This window comes from Caballeronia grimmiae, from assembly GCF_022879615.1.
GTDB lineage: Bacteria > Pseudomonadota > Gammaproteobacteria > Burkholderiales > Burkholderiaceae > Caballeronia > Caballeronia grimmiae.
In genome coordinates this window covers 458044-475822 of record NZ_CP084271.1, presented here as the reverse complement: position 1 = coordinate 475822, position 17779 = coordinate 458044, and the positions used below count along the sequence as shown (strand labels likewise).

Below are 17779 nucleotides of genomic sequence, written 5' to 3'. Positions count from 1 at the left end.
TTGCGCCGGAATAGAGCGCATCGCTGCGAAGCCGTCTTCACGTCGCGGGAAAACAAGGGCCGCACTCTCTACATTCCCCATGCTCGACAACCTCACTCAACGGATGGCGCGCGTCGTCAAGACGCTGCGCGGCGAGGCCCGGCTCACCGAGGCCAACACGCAGGAAATGCTGCGCGAAGTGCGCCTCGCCCTGCTCGAAGCCGACGTGGCGCTGCCGGTCGTGCGCGAGTTCATCGCCAAGGTGAAGGAAAAGGCGCTCGGCGAGGAAGTGCTGTCGAGCCTGTCGCCGGGTCAGGCGCTCGTCGGCGTCGTGCAGCGCGAACTCACCGCGGTCATCGGCGGCGACTACGAAGGCAAGGCCGCCGAACTGAATCTCGCGGTGACGCCGCCCGCGGTCATCCTCATGGCGGGCCTGCAAGGCGCGGGCAAGACGACGACCACCGGCAAGCTCGCCAAGCTGCTGCGCGAAAAGCAGAAGAAGAAAGTGCTGACGGTTTCCGTCGACGTGTACCGCCCCGCCGCTATCCGCCAGTTGCAGACGGTCACGGAGCAGGTCGGCGCGGACTTCTTCCCGTCGGAGCCGGATCAGAAACCGGCGGACATCGCGCGCGCGGCGATCGACTGGGCGAAGCGGCATTACCACGATGTCGTGATCGTCGATACGGCCGGCCGTCTCGGCATCGACGAAGCGATGATGAACGAGATCAGCGAGCTTCATGCGCTGCTGAAGCCGGCTGAAACGCTGTTCGTCGTCGATGCGATGCTCGGTCAGGACGCCGTCAACACCGCGAAGGCGTTCAACGACGCGCTGCCGCTGACGGGCGTCGTGCTCACGAAGCTCGACGGCGACTCGCGCGGCGGCGCGGCGCTTTCCGTGCGTCACGTTACCGGCAAGCCGATCAAGTTCGTCGGCGTCGCGGAAAAGCTCGATGGTCTCGAAGTCTTCCATCCGGATCGCATGGCGAACCGGATTCTCGGCATGGGCGACATTCTCGCGCTCGTCGAGGAAGCGCAGCGCGGCGTCGACACCGCCGCCGCGCAGAAACTCGCCGACAAGGTCAAGAAAGGCGGTGACTTCGACTTGAACGACTTCAAGGCGCAGTTGTCGCAGATGAAGAAGATGGGCGGTCTGTCGTCGCTGATGGACAAGCTGCCCGCGCAGTTCCAGCAAGCCGCGCAAGGCGCGGACATGAACAACGCCGAGAAGCAGATGCGCCGCATGGAAGGCATCATCAACTCGATGACGTTGCAGGAGCGCGCCAAGCCGGAGTTGATCAAGGCTGCGCGCAAGCGTCGTATCGCGGCGGGCGCGGGCGTTCACGTGCAGGAGGTGAACCGCATGCTGAACCAGTACGAGCAAATGCGCGGCATGATGAAGAAGCTCAAGGGCGGCAACCTGCAGAAGATGATGCGCGGCATGAAGGGCATGATGCCGGGCATGCGTTGATCGCGTTGCATCGAGCCCGTGTTTTTTCGCCGATGCGGCGACGAGACGCGGGTTTATGATAAGGCGCGCGCCGCCGTTTTTTTCCACAGCAAGCAGTCAGCCTCCCCCGCTTTCCCTATGAATCGCGAAGAAGCCCTCCATATTTATAGCCACTCGGAAGAGATCGTTTCGGCTGCCGAAGTCAACGCATCCATCGAGCGCATGGCTGCGGCCATCAAGGCGGCGACGAGCGAAGACTTCCCGCTCGTGCTGTCGGTCATGGGGGGCGCGGCCGTGTTTACCGGCATGCTGCTGCCGCACCTCGACTTCCCGCTCGAATTCGACTACATCCATCTGACGCGCTATCGCAACGCCATCAAGGGCGGCAGCGAAATGCAATGGCGCGTGGCGCCGGCGGAATCGGTGAAGGATCGCGTGGTGCTCGTGCTCGACGACATTCTCGACGAAGGCGAAACGATGGCCGCCATCCGCGACCGCATCATGGCGATGGGCGCGAAACAGTTCCTGTCGGCGGTGCTGTGCGAAAAGATCATCCCGAAGGCGAAGCCGTTGCGCCCCGACTTCTGCGGCTTCGAAGTGCCGGATCGCTATGTGTTCGGCTGCGGGATGGATGCCAAGGGATACTGGCGGAATCTGCCGACGATCCGGGCGTTGACGGAAGGGGCGTAAGCGCTCCGTTTCCAAAGTTCTTCTCAGGGGCCGCGTGAGCGGTCCTTCTCAATCACGAGCGAACGTCAAACAAAAAGCGGCCGAGGCCGCTTTTTTCATAACTGATGCACGAAGGTGCGTATCCCTTCGAGCATCATCTCGACCGAGATCGCGACCAGCACCAGACCCATCAGGCGCTCGAACGCCGTCACCGCGCGTTCGCCGAGCCACTGCTGAATCTTCTCCGCGAGAATCAGCACGACGGCGCACACGATCATCGTGACCGTGAGCGCGCCGATCCATTCGACCATTTTCCCCGGCGCCTGCGATGTCAGCAGCATCACCGTCGCGAGCGCGGAAGGCCCGGCGAGCGCGGGGATCGCGAGCGGCACGATCAGCGGTTCGCCGCCGCGCGAGTCGCCGCCCATCGGGCCGTCCGGATGCGGGAAGATCATCCGCAGCGCGATCAAAAACAGCACGATCCCGCCGCCGATGCGCAGCGACAAATCCGTCAGATGCATCGCGCGCAGGAAGCGGTCGCCGGCCAGCATGAAAAACAGCAGGATGCCGAACGCGATCGCCACTTCGCGCAGAACCACGATGCGGCGCCGCTCGATGGCGACGCCCCGCAGCGCGTTGATGAAGATCGGGATATTGCCCAGCGGATCGGTGATCAGCAGCAGCAGAACCGTCGCAGACAGGAAGTTGTACTGCATTACTTCGCGAGCGCGGCCCGCACCTTGCCTGTCACGACGCCCGCAGCCTCTTCCACCGGCAGCAGCGTGGCTTCGGTATCGCGGCGGCCCTGGTATTCGAGCTTGCCTTCCTTCAGCCCGCGATCGCCGATCACGATGCGATGCGGCACGCCGATCAGTTCCCAGTCCGCGAACATCACGCCGGGACGCTCGCCGCGATCGTCGAGAATCACGTCGATGCCCGCTTCGGTCAGCGTCGCATACAGCTTGTCCGCCTGCTCGCGCACGGCGTCGCTGCGGTCATAACCCATCGGGCAGATCACGACCTCGAACGGTGCGATGGATTCCGGCCAGATGATGCCCTTGTCATCGAAATTCTGTTCGATCGCCGCGCCCAGCACGCGCGTCACACCGATGCCGTAGCAGCCCATCAGCATCGGCGCGGGCTTGCCGTTCTCGTCGAGATACGTCGCGCCCATCGACTCCGAGTACTTGGTGCCGAGCTGGAACACGTGCCCGACTTCGATGCCGCGGCAGATTTCGAGCGTGCCCTTGCCGTCCGGCGAAGGATCGCCCGCGACGACGTTGCGGATATCCGCGACTTCCGGTTCCGGCAGATCACGGCCCCAGTTCACGCCGGTCGTGTGGAAATCGACTTCGTTGGTGCCGACGACAAAGTCGCTCATGTTCGCCACCGTGCGGTCCGCGATCACGCGCACCGGCTTCTTCGTGCCGATGGGCCCGAGATAGCCCGGCGGCGTGCCGAACCATTCGACGATCTCCGCTTCCGTCGCGAAGCGATAGCCCGCGAGGCCCGGCAGCTTGTTGACCTTGACGTCGTTCAGCGAATGATCGCCGCGCAGCATCAGCAACCAGATGGTCGGTTCCGCGCCTTCGTTGTCGGTGGCGAGGATGATCGACTTGATGGTTTTCTCGAGCGGGATGTTCAGGTGCTCGGCGACCGCTTCGCACTTCGCCTTGCCGGGCGTCGGCGTCTTCTTGAGCGCTTCGGTGGGCGCGGCGCGTTGCGCGATCAGCGGCAGCGCATCCGCGGCTTCCACGTTCGCGGCGAAGTCCGAAGTCGGGCAATACGCGATGTCGTCCTCGCCCGTCTCGGCGATCACGTGGAATTCGTGCGAGCCGCTGCCGCCGATCGAACCGTTGTCCGCCGCGACCGCGCGGAACTCGAGGCCGATGCGCGTGAAGATGCGCACGTACGCGTCGTACATCTTGCGGTACGACTCGGCGAGGCCGGCGCTGTCCTTATCGAAGGAATACGCGTCCTTCATGATGAACTCGCGGCCGCGCATCACGCCGAAACGCGGGCGGATTTCGTCGCGGAACTTCGTTTGAATCTGATAGAAGTTGACCGGCAACTGGCGATAGCTCTTGATCTCGCGGCGCGCGATGTCCGTTACGACTTCTTCGTGCGTCGGCCCGACGACGAAATCGCGCTCGTGGCGATCCTTGATACGCAGCAGTTCGGGACCGTATTGCTCCCAGCGGCCGGATTCCTGCCACAGCTCGGCGGGCTGCACGGCGGGCATCAGCAATTCGAGCCCGCCCGCGCGATTCATCTCTTCACGCACGATGGCTTCGACCTTGCGAATGGAACGCAGGCCTATCGGCATGTAATCGTAGATACCGCCCGCGACGCGACGGATCATGCCGGCGCGCATCATCAGCTTGTGACTGACGATCTCGGCGTCGGCGGGGGCTTCCTTCAGGGTGCCGATGAAGAAACGGGATGCTTTCATTCAGAAATTTTCCAAAAGCGGCGCGCGCCTCGAACCATGTGGCTGCGAGGCTGGCAAGACGGGTGAACAACGGAACGGTGGACGGTTTGCGTGAACCGGCACGCACTGACTCCGGCCGACAAGAAGAAGATTCTGCCGCCTTCCCGGTCGCGTGGCAAAGATTCCTCGCACTTCAGCGCATTTCTGCCCCGAAATGCAGCGGCCGCCGCGGGTTGAAACCGATGCGCCGGGTCCGTTATCTGTTTATAATCAAAGCAATTTTAAAGGATTCGAAGGTGGTTGTATGCTGGATCGTGAAGGCTTTCGCCCGAACGTCGGCATCATCCTCTTGAACGCGCGCAACGAAGTGTTTTGGGGCAAGCGGCTGCGTGAACATTCCTGGCAGTTTCCGCAAGGGGGTATCAAATACGGCGAAACCCCCGTGCAAGCAATGTATCGGGAGTTACACGAAGAAACCGGCCTGCTGCCTGAACACGTGAAAGTTGTCGGTCGCACACGCGACTGGCTGCGTTATGAGGTGCCGGATAAGTTCATCAAGCGCGAAGTGCGCGGACATTATCGCGGTCAGAAACAGATCTGGTTTCTGCTGCGCATGGTGGGGCGCGACTGTGACATTTGCCTGCGCGCGACGGACCATCCGGAATTCGATGCTTGGCGCTGGAATGAGTACTGGGTGCCGCTGGATGCGGTCATCGAGTTCAAGCGCGACGTTTATCAACTTGCTCTCACCGAGCTTTCCCGCTTCTTGCGGAGAACCAATGCTCGCGGCGAACGCGCCGCGCATCACGGGCCGCGCTATCCACGCGTCGTCCAGACGATGACGATCGAAGCACCTGCCGTAACCGCCGCTGGCGCTGCGGTTCAGGCAGAATGCACGATCAGCGAAGACGTGCGGATCATCGCAACGCGCGCATCGTGCGATTGATCGGCGCCGGTCTTCGTCCATTTTGACACTCGGCACTTCGAAGAACCCGGCACCGCGAGCATTGCTCGCGGTGCCGGGCGCTTTGCCGCCCGCGCATCCGTTTATCGGGAACATCGAATTGAAAGTCATCGTCTCATCTGCGGTAGCCGTGGCCGTGTTCGCCGCGCTCGCCGGCTGCTCCAGTTCCAAAGCTCCGTCCGCGTCCAATCAGGATGACGGCGTGTTCACGTATCTGCTCGACCGGAAGTCAGAATGGGTCGAGAACAAGATCGATACGCTTCCGCCGCTGCCGCAAGCGTCCAATCTGCTGCCGTTCAACGTCTCGCAGAACACGCCGCTGACGTTCGCCGTCGACAAGACTTCGCTTACCGTCGGCAGTGACGGCGTCGTGCGATACGTCGTCGTCGCGACGAGTCCGGGCGGCGCGCGCAACGTGAACTACGAAGGCATCCGCTGCGATACCTACGAATGGCGGCGCTACGCAAGCATCGACGACGCGCAGACCGGCTGGGATCGCGGCGCGACGTTCGATTTCCGGCGCATCGAGAACGGCGAACTGAACGCGTATCAGGCAGCGCTGTATCAGGACTACTTCTGCACGAGCAAGCTGCCTGTCGGCAATGCGAAGCAGATCGTCGAGAACATCCAGTACAAGCGCACGCAGAGTTCGATCAACCTGCGCTGACGGTTTCACCGCTCGTTCGGGCAGCAAAAAAAGCCCGCTGGCCTTTCGGCTCAGCGGGCTTTGTCTTTACGGCTGCCGATGTTAGACCAGCACCAGATTGTCGCGATGAATCAGTTCCGGTTCGAGCATATAGCCGAGCACGCTTTCGATCTCGCCGCTCGGCCGCCGATGGATCAGCCGCGCTTCCGAACTGCTGTAGTTGGTGATGCCGCGCGCCACTTCCTGTCCCTGATCGTTGACGCACGCGATCACTTCCCCGCGACCGAACGCGCCCTTCACATCGACGACGCCGATCGGCAGCAGGCTCTTTCCGTCGGCCGTTAGCTTCTGCACGGCGCCGTTATCGATGACGACGTGACCGCGCACCTGCAAGTGATCCGCCATCCACTGCTTGCGCGCCGCGATGCGTGCCGTGCGCGCGATCAGTTGCGTGCCGATCATCTCGCCCGAAGCGAGCCGCGTCAGCACATCGGCTTCACGGCCACTAGCGATCACCGTGTTCGCGCCGCTATGCGCCGCGCGCTTCGCCGCGAGAATCTTGGTCAGCATGCCGCCGCGCCCGAGGCTCGAGCCCGCGCCGCCGGCCATCTGCTCGAGTTCGGGCATGCCTGCATCGGCTTGCTCGACGAGCGTTGCACTTGGATCCTTGCGCGGGTCGGCGGTGAAGAGGCCGCGCTGATCCGTGAGAATGACGAGCGCATCGCCTTCGATCAGATTTGCCACGAGCGCGCCGAGCGTGTCGTTGTCGCCGAATTTGATTTCGTCGGTGATGACGGTGTCGTTCTCGTTGATGATCGGCACCGCGCCCAGGCGAAGCAGCGTCAACAGCGTGGAGCGCGCGTTCAGATAACGCTCGCGATCGGCGAGATCGGCGTGCGTGAGCAGAATCTGCGCAGTGCGGATGCCGTGCGCGCCGAAGCTGCTCTCGTAGACCTGCGCGAGCCCCATCTGCCCGACCGCGGCGGCAGCCTGAAGTTCGTCGATTTCGCGCGGCCGCTTGCTCCAGCCGAGCCGATGAATGCCCTCCGCGATCGCACCCGAACTGACGAGCACGACTTCCTTGCCCTGCTCGCGCAGCGCCGCGATCTGCGACGCCCAGCGGGCGATGGCCGCGTGATCCAGTCCGCGCCCGTCATTGGTGACGAGACTGGACCCCACTTTCACTACGATTCGCTTCGCAGCGGCGATGACCGAACGCATCGTGCGCTTTCTCCTCGGGTGTCGCGGCCCGTTTCAGCGGGTCGCTTCGTTACTCGTTGGCTTCTTTGCTCGCGGCGTCGTCGCGGAAGCGCACGTCGGCGGCGAGATCTTCCGCTTCGGCCGCACGCGAGGCGTCGGAGTGCTGCGAGATGTAATCGAAGATCGCGTAGGTCAGCGCCTCGCAGCCCTGGCCGGTGAGCGCGGAGATTTCATACACCGGGCCGTCCCATTCGAAACGCTCGATGAAGTCCTTCACGCGCGCCTCGCGCTCGTCCTCGGGCACCATGTCGAGCTTGTTCAGCACGAGCCAGCGCGGCTTTTCGAAGAGCGCCTCGTCATACTTGCGCAGCTCGCCGACGATCGCCTTCGCATCGGCGACGGGATCGACGTTTTCATCGAACGGAGCCAGGTCGACCAGATGCAGCAGCACGCCGGTGCGCTGCAAGTGCCGCAGGAAGCGATGTCCCAGCCCCGCGCCTTCCGCCGCGCCTTCGATCAGCCCGGGAATGTCCGCGATAACAAAGCTCTTGCTCGGCCCGACGCGCACCACGCCGAGATTCGGCGCAAGCGTCGTGAACGGATAATCGGCAATCTTGGGCCGCGCGTTCGAAACAGACGAGATGAAAGTCGATTTCCCCGCGTTCGGCATGCCGAGCAAGCCCACGTCCGCCAGCACTTTCAGCTCGAGCTTGAGCATGCGACGCTCGCCCGGCTTGCCATCGGTCTTCTGACGCGGCGCGCGGTTCGTGCTCGACTTGAAATGCAGGTTGCCGAGGCCGCCCGCGCCGCCCTGCGCGATCAGGACCTGCTGATTGTGCTCGGTCAGATCGGCGATGATCTCGCCCGTTTCCTGATCCGAGATGATCGTGCCGACCGGCATGCGCAGCGTGATGTCTTCGCCGCCCTTGCCATAGCAGTCCGCGCCGCGCCCGTTCTCGCCGTTGCGCGCCTGATGCTTCTTCGCGAACCGGTAGTCGATCAGCGTGTTGATGTTGCGATCCGCGACCGCGTAGACGCTGCCGCCGCGCCCGCCATCGCCGCCGTCCGGCCCGCCGAACGGGACGAACTTTTCGCGGCGCATCGACGCGCTGCCATCTCCCCCGTCGCCGGCGATGACTTCGATCCTCGCTTCGTCAATGAACTTCATGCGTTGCTCCGTCCCGTGTTTCCAAGCGATGAGGCCGCCCCGGCGATAACGCCGTAGCTGCAGCCGAACCGCTATTTTGCCGTGACCGGCGGCTGCCGGTCATCGATAACCGTGAATTCTGTCGATGCGGCGTTTTCCGCGCACCAATGCAAAAGGCCCCGCGAACTTCGCGGGGCCTTTTGCGGTCCTGAAGCCCGTGCGTAGGTTTTACGCTGCCGGGACGACGACGACCGTGTGCTTCTTCGCTGCGCCCTTCGTCGTGAACTGGACGTGGCCGTCGGTCAGCGCGAACAGCGTGTGATCCTTGCCGATGCCGACGTTTTCACCCGGGTGCATGCGCGTGCCGCGCTGGCGAACGATGATGCCGCCCGCGTTGATTGCCTGGCCGCCGTAAACCTTCACGCCGAGGCGCTTCGATTCCGAATCGCGGCCGTTGCGGGAAGACCCGCCTGCTTTTTTGTGTGCCATTTGCTATAGCTCCTTTACCGTTGTGCGCGACGCGTTAAGCGTTGATCGCGTCGATGCGCAGTTCGGTGTAGTTCTGGCGATGGCCAGCGTGCTTTTGGTAGTGCTTCCGGCGGCGCATCTTGAAGATGGTCACTTTCTTGTGACGACCTTGGGACACGACGGTAGCCTTGACGGAAGCCCCACTGACCAGCGGTGTACCGAACTGAATCGATTCACCTTCGCCTACTGCGAGAACCTGGTCGAGCGTGATTTCAGCGTCAATGTCTGCCGGTATCTGTTCTACTTTCAATTTTTCGCCAACGGCAACCTTATACTGCTTGCCGCCGGTTTTTATGACCGCGTACATTGAGAACCTCACTCAGAATTTCGTTTTCCCACGCACCACGCGCGGAAAACACGAGATTATACATAGGGTTAGGCAGCACGTCAAAAGGCATTGACATTTGCCGTTTGTACCCGGCGTGCGGCATCCGTGCCCGATCTTCTGCGATTTCGCCCCGATCCGATCGCGATTGCGCCCGCTCGCGCGACCCTCGCGCGCCGCGGCACCCGTCGCCGTGCCGATTCGCCTTATAATCCGCCGCATTACCTTATTAGCCGATCATGTCGTCCACCGCCACTTCTTCCCCCGACGCCGCCGCACTGCTTGCCCCGATCGCCGAGGACATGCAGCAGGTCAATCGCGTCATCCGGCAGCGCCTGGCATCAGAAGTGATGCTCATCAATCAGATTTCCGAGTACATCATCGGCGCGGGCGGCAAGCGGCTGCGTCCGGCGTTGCTGCTGCTCGTGTCGGGCGCGCTGGGCGATACGACCGGGCATCGCCATGAACTTGCGGCGGTCGTTGAATTCATCCACACCGCAACGCTGCTGCACGACGATGTCGTCGATGAATCCGATCTGCGCCGTGGCCGCAAGACCGCGAACGCGCTGTTCGGCAACGCGGCGAGCGTGCTGGTCGGCGACTTCCTGTATTCGCGCTCGTTCGAGATGATGGTGAGCGTCGGCAAGATGCGCGTGATGGAAATTCTTTCGGTCGCGACCAACATCATTTCCGAAGGCGAAGTGCTGCAGCTTCTGAACATGCACGACCCGGACGTCGACGAAGCGCGTTACATGCAGGTGATCCGCTACAAGACGGCGAAGCTTTTCGAGGCGGCGGCGCAACTGGGCGCGGTGCTGTCGGGTGCGGATGCGCGCACGGAAGCGGCGGCGGCGGAGTTTGGCCGGCGCATCGGCACGGCGTTCCAGATCATGGACGACTGGCTCGATTACACGGGCACGCCTGAATCGATGGGCAAGAATGCCGGCGACGACTTGCGCGAAGGCAAGCCGACGCTGCCGCTCATCTATCTGATGGAGCACGGCACGCCGGAACAGGCGGCGCTCGCACGCGAAGCCATCGAGCAAGGCGGCACGGATCGCTTCGACACGATTTTCCACGCAATCACCACGTCCGGTGCGCTCGATCACACGTTGCAATGCGCGCGAAATGAAGCACAGGCCGCCGCCGATGCGATTTCGTCATTCCCCAGTTCCATTTTCAAAGATAGCCTGCTAGAATTATGTTCTTACTCGACGGCGAGACAGTCTTAAACGAGACTTTGGCGCACAAAACGTCTAGTTAAGTTGAATTCGGGGTGTAGCTTAGCCTGGTAGAGCGCTACGTTCGGGACGTAGAGGCCGGAGGTTCGAATCCTCTCACCCCGACCAGAATTTGCAAAAACCCGCATGGTCTGCCATGCGGGTTTTTTCTTTTCCGGCGCCCGCTGCGTAATGCTTGGCCGATCGCCTGGTCGATCGGCCGGGAGGCGAAGCGGGAAAGCCGTCTGCTATAGTCCCTTTCATCATCGCTTCTACTCGATCACCGCGTGGACAACCTTCCCTTATGGGCGCAAATCTGCGCCATCTTCCTGCTTCTCGTTCTTTCCGGTTTTTTTTCGATCTCCGAAACGTCGATGATGGCGCTCAACCGCCATCGGCTGAAATTTCTGGCTAGCCAGGGATCGCTGCGCGCCCGCACTACGCAGGGGCTCCTCGCGAAGACCGATCAGTTGCTCTCCGTCATTCTCATCGGCAACAACCTGATCAACACGATCATCCCGGTGCTCACGACGTCGATCGCGCTGCGCACGTTCGGTCACAACAACGTCGTGTTGTCGGTGACGACGGGCGTGATCGCGTTCCTGATCATCGTGTTTGCGGAGATCGCGCCGAAGATCGTCGGGGCGACCTTTCCCGAGAAGGTCGCGCTGCCGGCGAGCCTCGTGCTATCGCCGCTCATGCGTATCGCGCGGCCGCTCGTGTGGTTCGTCAATCTCTTCGCCAACGCCATTCTGGCCGCCCTGCACATCAACACAAAGGGCGGCCGCGATCAGCGTTTGTCGCCGGAAGAGTTGCGCACCATCGTGCTGGAAACCGGCAGCTTCATGCCGACCAAGCACCGCAGCATCCTGCTGAACCTGTTCGATCTGGAAAACATCTCAGTCGATGACGTGATGATTCCCCGCCGCCGGATCGAAGCGCTCGATTTCGACGCGCCGTTCGACCAGATCCTGCACCAGCTCGAAACCTGCTATCACAACAAGCTCGTTGTTTATCAGGGCGACATCGACCGCGTGCTCGGCATCCTGCACGTACGCAAGACGCTGTCGGCGCTGCATAACCAGGAACTCGAGCGCGAAACGCTGCGCGAACTGCTCATGGAGCCCTACTTCGTTCCCGCTGGCACGCCGGTTTTTCAGCAGCTTCAGTATTTCCAGGAGAGCGGCCAACGCATTGCGATCGTGGTCGACGAATACGGCGAGTTGCAGGGCCTCGTCACGCCGGAAGACATCATCGAGGAACTGATCGGCGAGTTCACGACGACGATTCCGCGCGGCGCAGGCTCGCGCGGCTGGGACGAGAACGGCGAGTGCATCGTCCCGGGCAGCATGCCACTGCGGGAACTCAACCGCTGGCTGAAGCTCAGCTTACCGACGGACGGCCCCAAGACGCTGAACGGTCTCATCCTCGAAACGCTGGAACAGATTCCGGATGGCGACGTATCGGTGCGTATCGCGGGCGTTCATTTCGAAGTCCTGCGCAGCGACGATCAGTCGATCCGCACCGTCAAAATCTTCCGTCCGCCGACGCCGGGCAAGCGCGTGCTGCGTTAGCCATTCGGACGAGTAGGCGCGGGCAAGCGGGCGCGGGATGATCGGCTCATCTCATTTCGCACCGTGCTCCGATGATCTCCGCCTTCCGCGCCGCCGAACCTTCTCTCGACACCGCATCCGATCCCGACTCGCCCGCCGTCTCGCTGCTCGCGAACACCTTGCGCGAAGCGGCCGAGCGCGGCGCGTCCGATATCCACGTCGAGCCGTCCGAGCACGACTGGCGCATCCGGCTGCGTATCGACGGCGCGTTACACGTGCTGCGCCGCCCGCCACCGCATTTGCGCGATGCATTCGTGACGCGCATCAAAGTGCTGGCGCGCATGGATATCGCCGAGCGCCGCGTGCCGCAGGACGGCCGGCTGCGGCTCGCGCTTGGCGGCAGGCAGATCGGCGACTATCGCGTGAATTCGCTGCCGACGCTCTTCGGTGAAAAGCTCGTGCTGCGTCGGCTGGATGCGCTGCCGCCGGACCTTTCGCTTGGCGCGCTCGGCCTGAGCGAAGCGCAAGGCCGCGTCGTCGAATCGGCGATTCGCGCGCCGCATGGCCTCGTTCTCGTCACCGGCCCGACAGGCAGCGGCAAGACCTTATCCCTCTATTGCTTCCTGCAGATGCTTAACGCCGAAGCGCGCAACATCTGCTCGGTCGAAGACCCGGCCGAGATTCAGCTCGCCGGCATCAACCAGGTCAGCGTGCGCGAGAAGGCCGGCCTGAACTTCGCCGTGGCGTTGCGCGCGTTCATGCGGCAGGACCCCGACGTCATCATGGTCGGCGAGATTCGTGACGCCGAGACCGCTGACGTCGCGGTGAAGGCCGCGCAGACCGGCCATCTGGTGCTGTCGACGCTTCACACGAACGACGCGCCCGCCGCGATCGCGCGCCTCATCGACATCGGCGTGGCGCCGTACAACCTTGCGTCGGCGCTGCGCCTCGTGACCGCGCAACGCTTGGTGCGCAAGCTGTGCGAGACCTGCCGCACGCGCTCGGCGCTCACGCTCGACGACGGCTTTCGTCCGTTCGAGCCGCGCGGCTGCCCGGCGTGTCATGGCATCGGGTATCGCGGGCGAATCGGTGTGCATCAGTTGATGCCGGTTTCGGATGCGATGCGCGAACTCATCGTCGCGCGGTCGGCGACGCATGCGATCTCGCGGCTCGCTCAATCGGAAGGCATGCCCGCGCTGCGCGACGCCGCTTTCGCTCGCGTGCGCGAAGGCGTGACGAGCGTCGCGGAAGCCGTGGACGCGACGGAGATCGTATGAGCGCGCAAGGATCATCGGACATCCGCTTCGGCTGGCGCGGCATCGACGCAGAAGGCGCGCGCATGAGCGGAAAGCTGATCGCGGCCGATGCCGCTTCGGCGCGCGCGTCGTTGCGGCGGGACGGCGTGATCGTCCTCGAACTCGAAGCGCTCGGCGACGCGCCGCCGGCGAAGGCATCGTCGGCGGATGTCGGCGTTTTCACGCGTCAGCTTGCCGGTCTGTTGCGCGCGGGATTGCCGCTCGCCGGCGCACTCGAAATGCTCGGCGACGCGGGCGGACGTGGCGGCCTGCCGCGCATCGTGCGATCGCTTGCACGCGACATCACGCGGGGCGTGCGGTTTTCGGCCGCGCTCACGCGTCATCCGGGGGCGTTCGGCGCGCTTTATTGCCAGCTCGTCGCAGTCGGCGAAGTGGCGGGCGCGTTGCCTGCCGTGCTTGCGCGCCTCGCCGACGATCAGGACCGCGCCAGCGCCCAGCGCGCGAGGTTGCGTGCCGCGCTCGCCTACCCGGTAATGGTGCTGCTGCTGTCGCTCGCGATCACGGCGGGCCTGCTGATCGGCGTGGTGCCGACATTCAAGACGATCTTCGATGGCTTCGGCGCCGCGCTGCCCGCGCCGACGCGCTTCGTGCTCGCGTTGTCCGATGCCGTCGCGCGTCATGCCGTGCCGTTCACGGCGCTCTGCGTCTGCGCGGTGCTGGCCGGTGCGCGATGGCTCCGGCGTTCCCCCCGCGCCCGGGAAACCGCGGACCGCATTACGTTGAAGCTGCCGATAGTCGGCGCGCTGCTGCGGTCGCTCGCCGTCGCCCGATGGAGCCGCGCGCTCGGCACCTTGCTCGCGGCCGGCACGCCGCTATCCGACGCGTTCGATTCCCTCGCGCACGCCACCGGCAATCAGGTGTTCGACCGCGCGACCGTCGAGATCGCGGCGCGACTGCGCAACGGCGAACGTCTGGCTTTTGCGATGCGCGCGCTCGGCTGCTTCCCTCGCGACGTCGTGCAACCGATCGCCGTCGCGGAAGAATCCGGCTCGCTCGACGCGATGCTGCTCGATCTCGCCGCGCTCGCCGATCGTCAGGTGGACGAGCGCATCGGCACATTCGCGAGTTTGTGCGAACCGCTCGTCATCACGGTGCTGGGCGCGCTGGTGGGCGGCCTCGTCATCGCGATGTATCTTCCGATCATCCAGCTCGGCAACGTGGTGTAGCATCGCGGGCCAAAGACATCGCATCCAGATCATGCAGCCTCCGTTCGATCCGTCCGCCGCGCACCATGCGAGCGATTACCTGGCGCCGTTCGCGGCTTTGCCGGTCGTCGCGCAATACGCGTTCGCCGTCGTGTTCGGGCTGGTCATCGGCAGCTTCCTGACGGTCGTCGTGCATCGCTTGCCGGTCATGCTCGAACGCGCGTGGCGCGCCGAATTCGATTCCGCCGTGCCCGATGCTTCCAAAGCGCCCGCCGACGCGTATCCCGCGCGCTTCAATCTCGCGGTGCCGCGCAGCGCATGTCCGCACTGCGGTCACGTGCTGCGTGCATGGGAGAACATTCCGGTCCTGAGCTACCTCGCGCTGAGAGGACGATGCGCGTCGTGCGGCGCGCGCGTCAGTCCGCGCTACCCGTTGATCGAACTGGCGACCGCCGCGCTGGCAGCACTCTCGCTTTACGCTTACGGGCCTGACTGGCCGGCGCTCGCGGCATTCGGCCTGTGCGCGACGCTGCTGGCTGCGAGCCTCATCGATTACGACACGCGCTATCTGCCCGACGTGCTGACGCTGCCGCTGCTGTGGGCCGGGCTGATCGTCAATCTGGGCGAAGGCGGATTTGCAAACCTTCACGACGCAGTCACCGGCGCGATCGCGGGCTATGTCTTTCTGTGGTGCGTGTACTGGATTTTCAAACTGGCGCGCGGCGTCGAAGGCATGGGCTACGGCGACTTCAAGCTGCTGGCCGCAATCGGCGCATGGCTCGGCTGGGGCTCGCTTGCGCAAGTAGTCCTGATCTCGGCGGTGGCGGGCGCGGTCTTCGGCATCGTCGCAACGTGGCGGGGCCGCATGCGCTTCGAAGAGCCGTTGCCGTTCGGGCCGTTCCTTGCGGCGGGCGGGGCGATCACCCTCTTCGTCGGCACGCCGCTTTACGCATTGTTCGGATGAAGACAAGGAGCAGCGGATGTTCAGCATCGGGCTGACGGGCGGCATCGGAAGCGGCAAGAGCACGGTCGCGGACCTGTTCGCGGCGCGCGGCGTGCCGCTCATCGACACGGACATCATCGCGCATCAGGTGACGGCGCCGGGCGGCGTCGCGATGCCGCTGATCGCGAGCGAATTCGGCAGCGGCTTCCTGGCGCCCGACGGCTCGCTCGACCGCGCCAGAATGCGCGAACTCGTCTTCACCGACGACACCGCCAAAGCGCGCCTCGAAGCCGTCCTGCATCCGCTGATACGCGCCGAGACGGAGCGTCAGCGCCACGCGGCGGGCGGCCCGTATCACATCGTCGTGGTGCCGTTGCTCGTCGAATCGGGGAACTGGGCTTCGCGGGTGTCGCGCGTGCTCGTCGTCGATTGCCCGGTGGAGACGCAGATCGAGCGCGTCATGCGGCGAAACGGCTTCCCGCGCGAGCAGGTGCTGGCGATCATCGCGAAGCAGGCATCGCGCGAAACGCGGCTCGCGGCAGCAGACGACATCGTGCTGAACGATGAAGCCGCAACGCTCGAAACACTCGCAACTCAGGTCGACGAACTCCACGCGCGTTATCTGGGGCTCGCCGGGTGACGGTTTTCGAGCGTTGAATATCGAAGAAGTTGCGGATTTTGCCGGGAAAAGCGGTAAATGCGGCGAGAATGTGGCGCGATTTGCTAGGGTTCGGATGCGGCATTAGAATGTGCTGACTTCCGCTCATGGAAGCAACCGACCCACGCCGAGGCGAGCGCGCTTGATCCTTTACGAGTATCCCTTCAACGAGCGAATCCGGACGCTGCTGCGTCTCGAAGACTTGTTCGAGCGCTTCACGTTCTTTCTGACGCAGGAAGATCCTCGGGAGCATCATGTGGCGCTGACCACGCTCTTCGAAATCTCGGAAGTCGCGGGGCGCACGGACCTCAAAGCAGACTTGATGAAGGAACTGGAGCGGCAGCGTCAGACGCTCGCGCCGTTTCGCGGCAATCCGGGTATCGAGCAGGAGGCGCTGGAAGCTGTCCTTGGCGAGATCGAACAAACGCTCGCCGGTTTGGGCGACATGCACGGCAAGACCGGCCAGCATCTTGCGGACAACGAATGGCTTGCCAGCATCCGCAGCCGCACGATCATTCCCGGCGGCACCTGCAAGTTCGATCTGCCGTCGTATTACGCGTGGCAGCAGTTGCCCGTCGAACAGCGCCGTCAGGACATCGCGAGCTGGGTCATGCCGATGCTCGCCCTGCGCGACGCCGCTGCCATCGTGCTTCGGCTTGCGCGCGAGTCGGGCCAGGCGTCGAAAGTCATGGCGATGCAGGGCAGCTATCAGCAGATGCTCTCGGGCCGCACCTATCAGTTGATGCAGGTGCGCGTGTCGCCCGAAGTGCGCGTCATTCCGGAAGCGAGCGCCAACAAGTACATGCTGTGGGTGCGTTTCACCGTGCAGGACGGCGATCTGAAACCGCGCCCTGTCGACGTCGACGTCCCGTTTCATCTGACGCTTTGCAGCCTTTGAACCGCGCGGTCCGGCCTCATATAGTCGATTATCGATTCAACGCCGGCTCAACTCGCCACGCCTCACCGTCATGACCACTGTCGTCAAATGTCCGACCTGCGCCAAGGAAGTGCGCTGGGTCCCGGAAAATCGCTATCGTCCGTTCTGCTCGGAGCGTTGCAAGCAAATCGATTTCGGCGCCTGGGCGGCCGAGAAGTACAAGATTGCGGGCAATTCGCAGGAAACGCCGCCGGACGACGATTCGCACGGCGGCCTCAACTAGCGGCCTCGCGGCTTCAACGCTCCGCTTCCGCCGCGAGCCAGTTCAACACCGGAATGGCGGCGGGTAGAAGCGGCGCGACGGCCACCGGAAGCGCCTGCCACGCGATCGCCTGCCCCTCGCGGCCACGGGGCGTCCCGCTCCAGCCGGTCACCTTGCAGAAAAAGAGACGCACGTAGGCATGCGGATAGTCGTGCTCCAGCGCGCGCCAGAGTTCGCACGCGGTCACGTCGATGCCCAGTTCCTCGTGCAGTTCGCGTGAAAGCGCCGCCTCGACGCTCTCGCCCGCTTCCAGCTTGCCGCCCGGAAACTCCCAATAGCCTTCGTACGGCTTGCCGTCGGGCCGCTGCGCGAGCAGATAGCGCCCGTCCGGCTGAACCATCACGCCGACGGCCACTTCGGTCACCTTGCGGCCATCGGGCGCGACGTCCGTTCGTGCTTCGTTCATGCC

19 protein-coding genes and 1 tRNA gene are annotated in these 17779 nt (G+C 63.7%); 13 read left to right on the top strand and 7 right to left on the bottom strand.

Features of this window, described 5'->3' with window-relative positions:
• The first annotated feature begins 79 nt into the window (after positions 1-79).
• Together ffh and LDZ21_RS02325 are read left to right on the top strand one after the other, a co-directional pair.
• Positions 80-1447, top strand: a complete 1368-nt coding sequence (gene ffh, locus LDZ21_RS02330; protein WP_035966823.1) for a signal recognition particle protein — start codon at positions 80-82, stop codon at positions 1445-1447.
• Between the two features lie 117 nt (positions 1448-1564).
• Positions 1565-2116, top strand: coding sequence for a hypoxanthine-guanine phosphoribosyltransferase (locus LDZ21_RS02325; RefSeq protein WP_244794005.1), 552 nt, complete (start codon positions 1565-1567; stop codon positions 2114-2116).
• Between the two features lie 95 nt (positions 2117-2211).
• On the opposite strand, the gene LDZ21_RS02320 is transcribed toward LDZ21_RS02325, so the two are convergent.
• Both LDZ21_RS02320 and LDZ21_RS02315 read right to left on the bottom strand, forming a co-directional pair.
• Positions 2212-2811 (bottom strand): MarC family protein, encoded by a 600-nt coding sequence (locus LDZ21_RS02320; protein WP_035966826.1) that lies wholly within the window; start codon positions 2809-2811, stop codon positions 2212-2214.
• Complete coding sequence (locus tag LDZ21_RS02315; RefSeq protein ID WP_244794003.1) at positions 2811-4547, bottom strand: proline--tRNA ligase; 1737 nt, start codon at positions 4545-4547, stop codon at positions 2811-2813. Before LDZ21_RS02315 ends, LDZ21_RS02320 begins: the two co-directional genes overlap by 1 nt.
• Positions 4548-4830: 283 nt before the next feature.
• On the opposite strand from LDZ21_RS02315, the gene LDZ21_RS02310 reads away from it, so the two are divergent.
• Positions 4831-5472: an RNA pyrophosphohydrolase gene (locus LDZ21_RS02310; protein WP_244794746.1), complete on the top strand. Its 642-nt coding sequence runs from the start codon at positions 4831-4833 to the stop codon at positions 5470-5472.
• A gap of 118 nt (positions 5473-5590) precedes the next feature.
• Positions 5591-6157, top strand: a complete 567-nt coding sequence (locus LDZ21_RS02305; RefSeq protein ID WP_244794001.1) for a CNP1-like family protein — start codon at positions 5591-5593, stop codon at positions 6155-6157.
• 81 nt (positions 6158-6238) lie between these two features.
• On the opposite strand, the gene proB is transcribed toward LDZ21_RS02305, so the two are convergent.
• The 4 genes from proB to rplU form a co-directional block, all read right to left on the bottom strand.
• Complete coding sequence (gene proB, locus LDZ21_RS02300) at positions 6239-7357, bottom strand: glutamate 5-kinase (protein ID WP_244793999.1); 1119 nt, start codon at positions 7355-7357, stop codon at positions 6239-6241.
• Between the two features lie 49 nt (positions 7358-7406).
• The gene (cgtA, locus tag LDZ21_RS02295) at positions 7407-8504 is read right to left on the bottom strand and encodes an Obg family GTPase CgtA (RefSeq protein ID WP_035966831.1); all 1098 of its coding nucleotides are present in this window, start codon (positions 8502-8504) and stop codon (positions 7407-7409) included.
• A 207-nt stretch (positions 8505-8711) separates the two neighbouring features.
• Complete coding sequence (gene rpmA / locus LDZ21_RS02290) at positions 8712-8972, bottom strand: 50S ribosomal protein L27 (RefSeq protein WP_035966833.1); 261 nt, start codon at positions 8970-8972, stop codon at positions 8712-8714.
• 34 nt (positions 8973-9006) lie between these two features.
• The gene (gene rplU, locus LDZ21_RS02285) at positions 9007-9318 is read right to left on the bottom strand and encodes a 50S ribosomal protein L21 (RefSeq protein ID WP_008342953.1); all 312 of its coding nucleotides are present in this window, start codon (positions 9316-9318) and stop codon (positions 9007-9009) included.
• A gap of 257 nt (positions 9319-9575) precedes the next feature.
• On the opposite strand from rplU, the gene LDZ21_RS02280 reads away from it, so the two are divergent.
• The 9 genes from LDZ21_RS02280 (at position 9576) to yacG (ending at position 17331) form a co-directional block, all read left to right on the top strand.
• Positions 9576-10568: a polyprenyl synthetase family protein gene (locus tag LDZ21_RS02280; protein WP_035966835.1), complete on the top strand. Its 993-nt coding sequence runs from the start codon at positions 9576-9578 to the stop codon at positions 10566-10568.
• Positions 10569-10608: 40 nt separating this feature from the next.
• Positions 10609-10685: transfer RNA gene (locus LDZ21_RS02275), tRNA-Pro, on the top strand.
• A 158-nt stretch (positions 10686-10843) separates the two neighbouring features.
• Positions 10844-12130: an HlyC/CorC family transporter gene (locus LDZ21_RS02270; RefSeq protein WP_244793997.1), complete on the top strand. Its 1287-nt coding sequence runs from the start codon at positions 10844-10846 to the stop codon at positions 12128-12130.
• Positions 12131-12201: 71 nt separating this feature from the next.
• On the top strand, positions 12202-13386 hold the full coding sequence (locus LDZ21_RS02265; protein WP_244793995.1) for a GspE/PulE family protein: 1185 nt from the start codon (positions 12202-12204) through the stop codon (positions 13384-13386).
• Positions 13383-14591 carry a type II secretion system F family protein gene (locus tag LDZ21_RS02260; RefSeq protein WP_244793994.1) on the top strand — a complete coding sequence of 403 codons (1209 nt, stop codon included), beginning with the start codon at positions 13383-13385 and terminating at the stop codon, positions 14589-14591. The genes LDZ21_RS02265 and LDZ21_RS02260 overlap by 4 nt, the downstream gene beginning before the upstream one ends.
• 31 nt (positions 14592-14622) lie before the next feature.
• A complete protein-coding gene (locus tag LDZ21_RS02255; RefSeq protein ID WP_244793992.1) occupies positions 14623-15534 on the top strand; it encodes a prepilin peptidase in 912 nt (303 codons plus the stop codon).
• Between the two features lie 16 nt (positions 15535-15550).
• Entirely contained in the window at positions 15551-16153 is a 603-nt protein-coding gene (gene coaE / locus LDZ21_RS02250) for a dephospho-CoA kinase (RefSeq protein ID WP_244793990.1), read from the top strand.
• A 160-nt stretch (positions 16154-16313) separates the two neighbouring features.
• Positions 16314-17069 (top strand): cell division protein ZapD, encoded by a 756-nt coding sequence (zapD, locus tag LDZ21_RS02245; RefSeq protein WP_035966846.1) that lies wholly within the window; start codon positions 16314-16316, stop codon positions 17067-17069.
• A gap of 70 nt (positions 17070-17139) precedes the next feature.
• Positions 17140-17331, top strand: coding sequence for a DNA gyrase inhibitor YacG (gene yacG, locus LDZ21_RS02240; protein WP_035966849.1), 192 nt, complete (start codon positions 17140-17142; stop codon positions 17329-17331).
• Positions 17332-17344: 13 nt separating this feature from the next.
• Here yacG and LDZ21_RS02235 read toward each other — a convergent pair whose 3' ends face one another.
• Positions 17345-17776: an NUDIX domain-containing protein gene (locus LDZ21_RS02235; protein ID WP_244793988.1), complete on the bottom strand. Its 432-nt coding sequence runs from the start codon at positions 17774-17776 to the stop codon at positions 17345-17347.
• Between the last annotated feature and the right edge of the window lie 3 nt (positions 17777-17779).